This window comes from Shewanella sp. SG41-4 (assembly GCF_014164505.1).
Taxonomy (GTDB): Bacteria; Pseudomonadota; Gammaproteobacteria; order Enterobacterales; family Shewanellaceae; genus Shewanella.
Genome location: NZ_JACJFI010000122.1, coordinates 1 through 11,788, shown reverse-complemented (window position 1 = coordinate 11,788; position 11,788 = coordinate 1). Strand labels below are relative to the sequence as shown.

The 11,788-nt window shown below is 41.4% G+C and carries 12 protein-coding genes and 1 pseudogene; 3 read left to right on the top strand and 10 right to left on the bottom strand.

Annotated features, from left to right (window positions below):
* Nucleotides 1–427 precede the first annotated feature (427 nt).
* On the top strand, nt 428–973 hold the full coding sequence (locus tag H5202_RS12305; protein ID WP_182772331.1) for a gamma carbonic anhydrase family protein: 546 nt from the start codon (nt 428–430) through the stop codon (nt 971–973).
* Between the two features lie 291 nt (nt 974–1,264).
* On the top strand, nt 1,265–2,482 hold the full coding sequence (locus H5202_RS12300; RefSeq protein ID WP_443019402.1) for a sensor domain-containing diguanylate cyclase: 1,218 nt from the start codon (nt 1,265–1,267) through the stop codon (nt 2,480–2,482).
* 2 nt (nt 2,483–2,484) lie between these two features.
* Here the strand turns inward: H5202_RS12300 and H5202_RS12295 are convergent, their stop codons facing one another.
* Genes H5202_RS12295 through H5202_RS12280 form a run of 4 tightly spaced genes read right to left on the bottom strand, consistent with a single transcriptional unit; the run spans nt 2,485 to nt 6,282 of the window.
* The gene (locus tag H5202_RS12295) at nt 2,485–2,742 is read right to left on the bottom strand and encodes a DUF1488 domain-containing protein (protein WP_182772330.1); all 258 of its coding nucleotides are present in this window, start codon (nt 2,740–2,742) and stop codon (nt 2,485–2,487) included.
* Entirely contained in the window at nt 2,742–3,575 is an 834-nt protein-coding gene (gene aroE, locus H5202_RS12290; protein WP_182772329.1) for a shikimate dehydrogenase, read from the bottom strand. Before aroE ends, H5202_RS12295 begins: the two co-directional genes overlap by 1 nt.
* Before the next feature lie 56 nt (nt 3,576–3,631).
* A complete protein-coding gene (locus tag H5202_RS12285; protein ID WP_182772328.1) occupies nt 3,632–4,888 on the bottom strand; it encodes an amidohydrolase family protein in 1,257 nt (418 codons plus the stop codon).
* An 11-nt stretch (nt 4,889–4,899) separates the two neighbouring features.
* A complete protein-coding gene (locus H5202_RS12280) occupies nt 4,900–6,282 on the bottom strand; it encodes an amidohydrolase (RefSeq protein ID WP_182772327.1) in 1,383 nt (460 codons plus the stop codon).
* Between the two features lie 170 nt (nt 6,283–6,452).
* Here H5202_RS12280 and H5202_RS12275 point away from each other — a divergent pair, with 170 nt between their 5' ends.
* Nucleotides 6,453–6,887 (top strand): group II truncated hemoglobin, encoded by a 435-nt coding sequence (locus H5202_RS12275; RefSeq protein ID WP_182772332.1) that lies wholly within the window; start codon nt 6,453–6,455, stop codon nt 6,885–6,887.
* On the opposite strand, the gene hemF is transcribed toward H5202_RS12275, so the two are convergent.
* The 6 genes and pseudogenes from hemF to H5202_RS12245 form a co-directional block, all read right to left on the bottom strand.
* Entirely contained in the window at nt 6,884–7,816 is a 933-nt protein-coding gene (gene hemF / locus H5202_RS12270; protein WP_182772326.1) for an oxygen-dependent coproporphyrinogen oxidase, read from the bottom strand. The two genes, H5202_RS12275 and hemF, sit on opposite strands and share 4 nt — an antisense overlap.
* Before the next feature lie 4 nt (nt 7,817–7,820).
* Entirely contained in the window at nt 7,821–8,387 is a 567-nt protein-coding gene (locus H5202_RS12265) for an L-threonylcarbamoyladenylate synthase (RefSeq protein ID WP_182772325.1), read from the bottom strand.
* 34 nt (nt 8,388–8,421) lie between these two features.
* Nucleotides 8,422–8,985 carry a DNA topoisomerase family protein gene (locus H5202_RS12260; RefSeq protein ID WP_182772324.1) on the bottom strand — a complete coding sequence of 188 codons (564 nt, stop codon included), beginning with the start codon at nt 8,983–8,985 and terminating at the stop codon, nt 8,422–8,424.
* 294 nt (nt 8,986–9,279) lie between these two features.
* Nucleotides 9,280–9,753 (bottom strand): DUF494 family protein, encoded by a 474-nt coding sequence (locus H5202_RS12255; RefSeq protein WP_182772323.1) that lies wholly within the window; start codon nt 9,751–9,753, stop codon nt 9,280–9,282.
* Nucleotides 9,754–9,755: 2 nt separating this feature from the next.
* Nucleotides 9,756–10,771 (bottom strand): annotated as a pseudogene (gene dprA / locus H5202_RS12250) (DNA-processing protein DprA).
* Between the two features lie 83 nt (nt 10,772–10,854).
* A partial coding sequence (locus H5202_RS12245; RefSeq protein WP_182772322.1) for a peptidoglycan-binding protein LysM occupies nt 10,855–11,788 on the bottom strand: 934 nt, incomplete at its 5' end.

Genomic DNA, 11,788 nt, shown 5'->3' with positions numbered 1-11,788 from the left:
ATTCCTAAGAACAGAAGACAATTTCGAATAACTCAATACCTGTGAATGTCCACACAGATTTCTTGTTTAGATTGTTAAAGAGCGTTGCTAACATGAACATCTTTCGATTTTTCATTCAGCGGCCGCTGACGCTAGGTCGTTGGCTTGGGGTGCGTATTCTACGCTTTCCCGTGTTGGCGTCAAGTGTTTTTTCAAACTTTCTTTTCGCCTTGAACTCTGTGTTTTGAAGCACTTAATTCAAACTGACTCAGTAACCGCTTGCGCTGTCTGCCGTGTCAGTGGATGCGCATTATAGGCACCACACGATTTAGCGCAAGGCCTTTTTAAGGCTTATTTGTTATTTTTGACTCGTTTGCGGATAATTTAGCCTGACCAGCTAGTTTTTAAGCATTATACTGTCACAAACCATGAATATATAAGGATTGTTATGTCTACGAATGTACGAACTTACCAAGGAATTCACCCTGATTTAGCTGATAACGTCTATGTTGACGAGTCTGCAGTGCTGGTTGGGGACATTAAATTAGACCATGACGCGAGTATTTGGCCTTTAGTAGCCGCACGTGGTGATGTAAATAAGATACGCATTGGTAAACGCAGTAATGTTCAAGATGGCAGTATATTGCATGTAGGCCGTAAGTCTGCTGCAAATCCTGATGGTCACCCACTGATCATTGGTGATGATGTGACTATTGGCCATAAGGCGATGTTACATGGTTGCAAGATTGGCCATCGTGTATTAATCGGTATGGGTGCAATTTTACTTGATGGTGCGATTATAGAAGATGATGTGATTGTGGGTGCGGGTTCACTAGTGCCACCCAACAAAGTTTTACAGAGTGGTTATTTATATGTTGGTAGCCCATGCAAACAAGTTCGACCTTTAACTGACGCTGAACTTGCATTTTTACCGCAGTCTGCTGATAACTATGTTCGTTTAAAAAATGAATACTTAGTCGACTTACAACAGTAGAGTTGATTCATATAAACGATAAAGGCCAATATGATGTTGGTCTATTCTACTTAGCGCCTGTCATAACAAATCATCTCACACAATTCTTTAAGGTATTCGTTGCTAAACTCACATGGATTTATATGATAGAGAGTCAATTTTGGATGTTGTATTATTTTGTCACTATATAAAAATATGCACACAATCTGAGTTAATCTACATTTCATTAATGTTATCGTTTGAGTAGAGGTACGACTATCAACATGTTTAATGCGAAACAGTATTATCGATTTTCTACCAAGGATGATTACAGTGCACACTAAAAGTAGCATTAACAATAAACACATTGCCTATTTCGACTTTAAGAGTCACTTACTACTACTTGCTGTGCCTTTATTGTTGTTCTTTATTATCTTCACATTCGCCATATCTGATAGTTCTACATCCTATCTGTATCTAATACTTATTTGTTGCGTTTATGCTTTGAGCTATGGCATCACTTATTACATGCACAAACAAAATATTTTGCGTCTTTGGCAACATTTAGAACAAGTGATCCATATTAACGATACGACTTTTGAGCTAGTTAATTTATCTAGCCAATATGGTTCTGAAAAGGCTTTTTTAGACGCTTTATTACAAAAAGCAGTAAGTGCTATAGAAGATGCAGAAATGGGCAGTATTATTTTGGTCGATAAAAAAACTAAAAGATTACAGTTTGAATCAGTTGTGGGCTTAGACATTGAAGCACTTCGAAAAATCAACTTTACTTTAGAAGAGACCTTTCAGTTTCGACGAACAAATGGCCGGTGTGATAAAGCAGTTGTTATTAACAATATGAAAAACATCAATGCTAAAAGCACACTCACAACCGAAGATCAACATGCACTCTTACATGCTTCAATAAAGCCAATTTGTTCAACCTTGTCTAGTCCAATCCGTATTGATGGTGAACTTTATGGAATGATGAACTTAGACAGTTGCAAGATGGAAGCCTTTGGAGATTACGATATCAATCTGGTTAATATTCTTACATCAGAAGCCGCGAACGCAATTTTACTGTACCAAAAGTCTAAAAAGATTGAGCTCCTAGCCGATTACGATGGATTAACCGAGCTGTATAACCGCAAAAAATTTGATGCATCCATTCTACAATGGCACTACCACCTAGAGTTAGCTAGCTATATCATTATTTTGGATATGGATAACTTAAAGCCGTTAAATGATCAGTACGGACACCAGGCTGGTGACGATGCATTGAAGACCTTTGCACAATCACTAAAATCAATCTGGCATCCTCACTTTTTAGTCGCTCGATATGGTGGTGATGAGTTTATTGCTTTATGCCATGGCCCAATTGATGTCTTAGAGCAGCAAATAACTCAATTGCAGCACGACCTAGCACTGTTAACCCCTGCGATTAATTTTAGCTACGGATTTGCTCAGTATAATCAAGATTGGGCTAGCGCGTTTAAACAAGCAGATAATAATATGTATAGCCAAAAGCGACTCAAGAAAAAACTGAATTAGCCTTAAGCTAAAACAATGTCACCACTGTCACTAAAAGCTTCTTGTTCAATCAATGCTTCTGCTTGGTCTTCAAGGTCAAACCGACATTGCTCAAATAAACTCACAGCATTACTTCCACTCACAACTTGCTTGTCGCAAAGCTGACTGATGATTGAGAAACTGGCATAGCAGTTGATATTCATTCCTTGCTGCTGAGCAACAAACTTCACTTGATTGGTTTCGATGTAGACTTGGTCGGTAAATATCACGCTTTGATTCATTAGTCCGCTGCCTTTTGTACTAATGATTCACGCAGTTTTCGCATAACAGAACCTGTATCTGGTGTAACTCCACGCCATAAACTAAAACTTTTAGCAGCTTGGCCTACCAACATCCCTAAACCATCAGCGGTTTTACGAGCGTGTTGTTCTTGAGCCCATTGGTTAAAGGCTGTGGTTTGTTGGCTGTAGGTCATGTCGTAACAATCTGTGGTTTCATCTACGATAACACTAGGCAAGGAAATTAATTGTCCAGATAAGCCTGCTGAAGTTGAGTTAATCACTAAATCAAATGGCGATATTAGATCTTCAATGGGTTTAGCAAAAAAGTTACCATACTCATTGAATAAGGTTTGAAGTTGCTCTGCTTTTTCGTGAGTCCGATTACAGATAATCAACTGAGCCACATTGTGCTGCAATATAGGTAAAATACAGCCTCTTGCCGCGCCACCAGCACCCACCAATAACACTCGCTTACCTTTTAGCGAACCAAATAGCATTTCTAGGTCATTCACCAAGCCAACACCATCAGTATTGTCACCACCAATTTTGCCATCGGGCAAATTAAATAAAGTGTTTACTGAACCGGCGAGTTTAGCCATTTCACTGAGTTCGTCACACATGGAAAATGCTTGTTCTTTAAAAGGCGCGGTAACATTGGCACCTTTACCACCCTCAGCAAAGAATGCCGTTAACGAAGAGTCAAATTGATCGACAGGCGCGAGAATGGCTTCATAGCTTAAGTCTTGCTGAGTTTGCTTGGCAAACTCAGTATGTATAAATGGTGACTTACTTTGCGCTATTGGGTTACCAAATACAGCATACTTATCTGTCATTCGCTTTATCTCTCCATTAACGATTAAGGGAAACGTCCCACGTAAATTGTGAGATGTTATCGGCTATATGCTTCAGGCATTGCCGTTTTTTGTAAATAGCGATCACGCAGCTTGTCTTGACGACTGTCAGTGCTTTGCTCCTCGCCTGCAATCCACATCTTTTGTACTTTACTACTGAACTCGAAAGGGTCTCCGCTCCATAACACTAAGTCAGCAGGCTTGCCAACCGCAATCCGTCCTGAATCTAAATGGAAAATATCAGCCACATTTGCCGTCACAGAAGCCAGAGCATCATCATAGTTCATCCCATTCGCAACCGCATTACCGGCACTAAAACGTAATGCGTAAATACTATGACTGTCACCAGGTAAAGTAATGGCTACTTTTACACCCGCTTTCGCTAGTTTACCTGCATTTTCGAGTGAATTATGCAACGAATCAAAACTTTCAGGTAAGTTACGCATGCTGTCAATAACCACGGGGATGCTTGCTTGCACCAGCTTATCGGCCACTAATATAGCATCTGCTGCATTAACCAAAATAAGATCTAGACCTAAATCTTGCTTGAGCTTAATTAAATGCAAAATATCACTAGCACGGTCAACAGCGACAATTAATGATTTTTCACCCGCGAGAACTGCATTTATAATATCGTCTTCACGACTTGGTGCTTCACTATCATCTTCAGTTTTTTTCTTCCCTTTACTCTTTTTACTTTGCGCTTTTTTAGCATCTTCAAGTTTATGGATTAATTGCTGCATTCCTGCAGCTCGCGATCCTTCTTCTATAGCACCTAACCCAACGACTAACCCTGTGTTAGCGGCCAACATACTGTCCCAATCACCACTTAAATCTACGGTAAATGTTTGTCCTGCAAAAATGCCTTCGCCGCCACCAGATGACACTACATTTCGAGTTATACCGCCCTTGCGAGCAAATGGCACCGTGGATGCCTTAGGATTGTAAGCTAAACTAGGATCGAAAATAACATCGGCTTCTTTTTCGTAAGCGTCACGTGAAGATGCTACCGCACCAATTTCCACTAACCCCAAATCATTCATACTAGCGATAAAGCCTGGAGTTAATATTGCCCCTTTAGCATCTATCACACTATCGGCTATCGGTGATGCTGGGTTGATAGCCACAATAGTACCGTCTTCAATAACAACGGTGGCATCTGTTAGTACGCCTTTTTCTGTTACTGTATGCACTGTGGCATGAATAATCGCTACGCTTTTGGCCTGAACAGCACAACTCAATACAAGGCTGGCTGATAAACTTAAAGCAAGTACCGATTTTTTAAATAGTGTCATGATCTTGCTCCTTATTGTTGACCTAACATAAAGTCACTTTGCGCTTGATAGGCAGGGTCTTGACGGTCATACACTTTTGCACCATCAATAAATACCTGTTCGGCTTGAGCGTATACACTGAACGGATTGGTATTCCACACGACCACATCAGCATTTTTACCCTTTTCGAGCGAACCGGTTTTATCGCTAATGCCCAACGATTTTGCCGCATTAACAGTAATCCAGCCAATCACGTACTCAGCTTTTAAGTCAAAGCCTTGATCATTAGCATTATTCATAATTTTTGCTGTTTCTTGATTAAGGCGCTGAATGGTTACGCCAGAATCTGAATGCACGACGGCACAAGAATTTTTAACCGCATCGACTATGGCAACATTTTCGAGCACCATGTCGTAAGCCTCTAGCTTGAAGCCCCACCAATCTGGCCACATTGCTGCACAGTTACCGTTTTCTGCTAATAAGTCGGCAATTTTATAAGCTTCTACTGCATGATGGAACGTGCCTGCGTGATAACCAAACTCTTTGCCTAAGTCGATCATCATCGCCATTTCTTCAGCTTTATAGCAATGATTGTGAATTAAAATATCACCTTCAAGTACACCTTTTAGTGTGTCTTTCATTAAGTCACGCTTAGGTGCAACAGGGTTTTTACCTGCTGTGTAATCCACATCGTATTTATCCCAAGCTCGTTTATATTCTGTAGCTTGGATAAACGCAGTGCGGTAGCCCGCCATATTACCCATACGTGTCATCGGTAATTCGTTACGGCTGCCATAAAGGTTTTTAGGGTTTTCACCACAGGCCATTTTTAGCCCATAAGGCGCGGCAGGAAACTTCATCGCTTGCATGGTCGTCGCGGGAACATTTTTGAGCGTGACACCACGCCCACCAATCAGGTTGGCTGAGCCAGGTAAAATTTGAAGTGTTGTAATTCCACCTTCACGGGCACGATTGAAACCAGGGTCTTGCGGCCATACACTATGTTCAGCCCATACTTCGGCAGTTACCGGGTTAGTCATTTCATTGCCGTCATTGTGTGACTCGGCATTGGGGCTCGGATAAACCCCCAAGTGTGAATGCACATCAATAATACCAGGCGTAATCCACTTACCTTTTGCATCAATAACAACAGCCCCCTCAGCGGAGAGTTGTTGACCCACAGCGCTAATTTTACCGTCTTGAATTAATACATCTGCATCATCAATACGCTCACCGGTACCGGTTAATACAATGGCATTTTTAAGCAATGTCGTTGAATTAGGTAATATTTGATATGTGCTTGGATACGGGTTGGTATTAATTGTCACTTTTGGGTCTTGTTGTTCTGCGGGGCTACAACCTGCAATTGCACTTGATAACGCCACAGCAACCAAAGAAGGCATTAACTTTGCCATTAGGATCTCCTGTCTTATTTTGCGACTAATTTAACCAAGTTAACTGTCGAAATACAGCCTAATCGTTAAATAATTAGTATCAAAACATTAACAATTAATGATCCTGCAATGACACTGATTTGGATATAATAACCCTGAAATTATTAAACACTGACTTAAACAAAGACAATATGAACTGGTTACGTAAATTATTCACCAAACAGCAAGCTATTGATGACAGAGACGCTACGCAGTCAAATGCCTACGAACTTATTGGTGGCGACAAGGTGATCCGCGCGATTGCCCATGACTTTTATCAACAGATGCAAACGCGCCCCGAGACCCAAGCGTTATTAGCGATACATCGCTCACCATTACATGAATCGGAACAAAAGTTATATGAGTTTTTAAGTGGCTGGTTAGGCGGGCCGCAACTGTATCAACAAAAACATGGTCATCCGGCTTTACGCGCAAGGCACATGCCCTTTGCGATTGACGAGTCGATGCGAGATCAATGGTTAATCTGTATGCGTGCAGCCATTCAAAACAACATAAAAAAGCCTGAACATCAACAAGTGATTATTCAGGCTATTTCTACACTAGCTGACAATATGCGTAATCGTTAGACCGCAGCCAACCAATCTTGTGGTTTTAAGTAGATGTCATACAGTTCAGCTTCTGCTGTCCCTTCTTCAGGGGTGAATGCATATTCCCAGCGAACTAAAGGTGGCATCGACATTAAAATGGATTCTGTTCGACCACCTGTTTGTAGGCCAAATAAAGTGCCACGATCGTAAACTAAGTTAAACTCAACATAGCGACCACGACGATAAAGCTGGAACTGACGCTCATCATCGCCATATTCTAACTCTTTGTTGCGTTCGACTATTGGTGCATATGCTTCAATAAAGCCGTTGCCTACCGCCTGCATAAACTCAAAGCTTCGTTCAAAACCTGGCTCGTTTAGATCATCAAAAAACAATCCACCGACACCACGAGTTTCATTACGATGAGGTAAGAAGAAGTATTCATCACACCATTTTTTATACTTCGGATAAACGTCGTCACCAAATTGGTCACAAATATCTTTAGCCGTTTGATGCCAGCTGACAACATCTTCTTTAAAGGGATAATAAGGCGTTAAATCAAATCCACCACCAAACCACCATACCGGAGCTGCACCTTCTTTACGGGCGATAAAAAAGCGCACATTGGCATGAGTCGTCGGAATAAACGGATTATTAGGGTGAATAACTAATGACACCCCCATCGCTTCAAAACTACGCCCCGCCAACTCAGGACGATGTGCTGTGGCTGATGCAGGCATAGCAGCCCCCATCACATGTGAAAAGTTAACGCCGGCTTGCTCAAATACTTGGCCTTGAGTTAATACTCGACTAGTCCCGCCGCCGCCTTCTTCACGCTCCCACGAATCAGCTTTAAAAGTCGCTTTACCGTCGAGCAACTCTAAACGCTGACAAATATTTTGCTGTAACCCCAACAAAAATGATTTTACTTGTTGTGCGTCTGGCACATGGGAAGAAGTGTTTGACATAATATTAGCTTCCATTACGAAGAATTTGACCACTGCGAGCATCAATAATGGTTGATGGCTGACGTTGTTCGCCCAGCTTACCTAAAATCAATGCATCAATTTTATCGCTAAAATCAGTGATGATATGTTGTGCATCGACCACCGGCAGCTCACCGGCTAAATTGGCACTTGTCGATACTAAGGGTTTATTGAGAGTGTTGCATAACTCGCGCACTACTGGGTGAGCAGATACTCTTACAGCAATAGAATCAAACTCACCACACAATAATTTTGATACGTGTGATTGGATTGGCATCACAAACGTAAATGGACCAGGCCACTTTGATTGAGCAAATTGAAGCTGTTGTTCCGTTAATTGGGTGATATCAAGATAAGGTAATAGTTGTTCAAGTGAACTAGCCACCAAAATTAAGCCTTTTTGCCAAGGACGCTGTTTCACTGCCAACAGTTTCTCTATAGCACTGTCATTATCAGGATCACACCCTAAACCAAATACAGCTTCTGTTGGGTAAGCTATCACGCCACCTTGTTGTATGGTGGTGGCGACAGCCGATGGCTGCAGTTGCAACATTGAATTTCCTTTCATGGTATTAATGGTATAAAAACTATAAAGCACGCTTATATTTACAGGATTTTTGCGGGCACTCTACTCGGCTACCTGCCGCACCTTTACGTTCGACTAAAATCCCGAAGCCACAGTCCGGACACGTTTCATTATGTGGGGGATAGTTTACGATAAACTTGCATTTTGGGTAGGCACTGCATGCAAAAAAAGTTTTTCCATAGCGACTCGTTCGAGACTCTAGATGACCTTTTGCGCACAATGGACAAGTTATCTGCTCAGCTTCATTGGCGTGATCATGTTTTTCAATATGGGTACATTCGGGATAATGCGTACAGCCGATAAATATACCAAATCGGCCAGACTTAACAGCCAGTTCATTACCACATTTAGGGCATTCAGAACCGCTGATAATTTGGGTTTCGATCGACTCATGTTGTACTAACGGCCGGGTATAGTCGCAGGTAGGGTAATTATTACAGCCAACAAAACTGCCATGTTTACTGTGTTTAACCGACAGCTCTGAGCCACAAACAGGACAAAGTTCAAACTCTTTCTCCAGTGCATGCTCGTGGACAGTAAACAGCTGCTGATCAATTTTCGACATGGTGGTCTCAGTAAATAATATTTTATGGTCAAACTACCTGAATATGCAGGATTCAGATTTTCATCATCAGTTCGAGTTCAAAAATGCAGTGTAATACACTGACATTTTCAACATTTTAGACTGCCAAGGGCGAGTTTATTTACCCGCCAGACTGCGGTAATCATTGTTGATATCGAATAACTAAACCATCCATATGATTATCTTGCCTGGCAACCAAGTAATTATCACTGCACTAAAAATCATCAGGTAACTTGGGGATGTAGATCTAAAAAAGGAGGCTATGCCTCCTTTCTGTTATGAGTGTAAACGCCCTTCTGGCTGCTCGAAGATTAAATCTTCCATTTGCTCATAGGCTGATTCATTTCCTGGCACATTAAATAGTACCATTAATACCACCCATTTGAGATCTTCTAACCCTAATGTGGGTTCATCTAACTCCATAACACGATCAATGACCATTTCACGAGTTTCGACACTGAGTACTTGAATCTGCTCCAAGAACAGTAAAAAACCACGACACTCAACATCTAACTTAGCCATTTCCGCTTTAGTATAAATACGGAATGAATGTTGAGCGTGATTACACAAGTAAGGTTTATCGCTTTCTTGCAGATCAGCAAGGTGCTCTAACCAAGAAAGAGCTTTTATAATATCAACTTGATGAAAACCCGCACGAGTCAACTCTTTAGTGAGTTCATCTTCATCAACTAATAGTTCAATTTCACTATGAACATAATTTTCAAATAAATACATGAGGATATCAAACATGGCTAACTCCTCTTTAGTCTGACGTAACCACCGGGCACAGCTGCAACCCACCCTTGTAATTCAAGTTCAAGCATTTGTATTAACACCAGATCTATCGGTTTCCCACTATCCTCAACCACCACATCAATTGCAGTAGTTTCATATCCTACACTAGCTAACAGCGAAGGGAATGGCAAATCACTAGTATCATTATCCTGTATATGGTGCCGTAGATGCAATTGTTCAAGGTGATAATCTGATAAACAACCTAATTCTTCTATTATATCGGCAGCAGACTCGACAAGCTTTGCTCCATTTTTAATTAAATCATGGCAACCTTGACTATATCCTCCTAACACAGATCCAGGCACAGCAAATACTTCACGGTTTTGCTCCATAGCCAACCTAGCACTGATTAATGAACCACTTTTCCGACTAGCCTCAACCACCACAGTACCTAAGCTTAAGCCACTGACAATACGATTACGCCGTGGGAAATTACCAGCAAAAGGTCCTATAGTTGGCCAGTATTCACTGATGACGCAACCTGTATTGATAATGTCATGATACAAATTTTGATGGCGTTTAGGATAAATGCATTCAACCCCACTGCCCAACACAGCCATGGTCGTTCCATTAACCGCTAAAGTCGCTTTATGGGCGGCACCATCTATACCGGTAGCCATGCCACTAGTAATAGAAAAACCTTGATTAGCTAAATGATGCGCGAGTTCTGCTGTCATATCTAAGCCGCCTCTAGAGGCATTACGGCTACCGACAATCGCAATACTTGGTAATAAAAGAGATGCTATCGATCCTTTAATAAACAATACCTGTGGTGGGTCCGAAATTTGCGCAAGTAATGGAGGGTAAGCGGATCAGAGAGGGTAACAATGTAATGATTAGGTTGCGAATCAAGCCATGTTAAGGCTTGTTCTACTTTATTAAAGTCAATATGGCATTTAGCCAACAGGCTTGCCGATAAAGGCAAGGCTTGCGGTTCAAACTCTAGACGTTGGCGAATCTCTTCAACGTCCATTTGAGTTAATAATTGTTGAATCCGAGCAGGTCCTAGCCCAGATACTGCACTAACAATTAGCCAGTCGACCAGCTTATCTGAAATTATTCACCTTTTATAGCCAAGGGATCTGGTTTAACCAATTTATCACCCACTCGAACCGGACGATCATTAAACATAATCAACCCTAAACTGGTTTTATCAAACACTTTAAAAACCATTACATTACCATGAAAAACATCAGGCATTTTATACACAGTATCATCTGAAAAATTCGCCAGAAACTTATCATAAGATGAACGGTCAAGTGGACGGACAGGGTTACCATCATTATCGAGAATAATGTTTTCGCCATCACGGTACATTGAAAACACATGCCCCGTCTCTACGCCATCATTGGCACCGCGATCAAGATAGACAACGTCTAGTTTACCGGCTTCACGAATGTTACCTATTGTAGCAATAATAGAAGTCGCAACACTTAAGTCTGCCGCTTTAGGCATAAAATAAGCTGACATTAACGCTTCATCTTCTACAGGTACAACATGAAAGCCACCTTTGGTTTCACGTAAACTAGTCAGTAATTCAACTTTCGAGATATCGCCAGACTCAATAACTCGTCCACTCGAGGTTAAAATAATTTCTTGGCCTAGTAATTCACCGTTATCAGGAGCAAAAAACTCACGTCCAGTTTGATAAATTGCTACTTTAAGGCCTTGTTCAAGCTTGGCGTTTACATATACAACGTCATCGACCACATGATGAATTGATGGGCTCTCACCACTCATAACTATCGGTAATCCCGCTAACCACATTGGATCAACGACTCTGTTCTGTACTAAATAGGGTTTAATTAACGCAAGGTCGACTACCGGAATTGGACCATTTTTCGATATTAAACGCCCTTCTGGACTCTTTTTTATGTGTTGCTTAGTCACTAACCGTGGCTGGCCATCAATAAATACCAATGTCAGTCTATCGCCGGGATAAATAAGATGTGGATTAGCCACTTGTGGGTTAACGCCCCACAGTTTAGGC

What these genes read in the sequence shown, in the direction of transcription:
- H5202_RS12275 (WP_182772332.1), top strand. Translation starts at nt 6,453, where the DNA reads ATGAACTGGTTACGTAAATTATTCACCAAACAGCAAGCTATTGATGAC.
- H5202_RS12295 (WP_182772330.1), bottom strand. Translation starts at nt 2,742, where the DNA reads ATGAATCAAAGCGTGATATTTACCGACCAAGTCTACATCGAAACCAAT.
- H5202_RS12265 (WP_182772325.1), bottom strand. Translation starts at nt 8,387, where the DNA reads ATGTTGCAACTGCAGCCATCGGCTGTCGCCACCACCATACAACAAGGT.
- hemF (WP_182772326.1), bottom strand. Translation starts at nt 7,816, where the DNA reads ATGTCAAACACTTCTTCCCATGTGCCAGACGCACAACAAGTAAAATCA.
- H5202_RS12305 (WP_182772331.1), top strand. Translation starts at nt 428, where the DNA reads ATGTCTACGAATGTACGAACTTACCAAGGAATTCACCCTGATTTAGCT.
- H5202_RS12285 (WP_182772328.1), bottom strand. Translation starts at nt 4,888, where the DNA reads ATGACACTATTTAAAAAATCGGTACTTGCTTTAAGTTTATCAGCCAGC.
- H5202_RS12260 (WP_182772324.1), bottom strand. Translation starts at nt 8,985, where the DNA reads ATGTCGAAAATTGATCAGCAGCTGTTTACTGTCCACGAGCATGCACTG.
- aroE (WP_182772329.1), bottom strand. Translation starts at nt 3,575, where the DNA reads ATGACAGATAAGTATGCTGTATTTGGTAACCCAATAGCGCAAAGTAAG.
- H5202_RS12280 (WP_182772327.1), bottom strand. Translation starts at nt 6,282, where the DNA reads ATGGCAAAGTTAATGCCTTCTTTGGTTGCTGTGGCGTTATCAAGTGCA.
- H5202_RS12255 (WP_182772323.1), bottom strand. Translation starts at nt 9,753, where the DNA reads ATGTTTGATATCCTCATGTATTTATTTGAAAATTATGTTCATAGTGAA.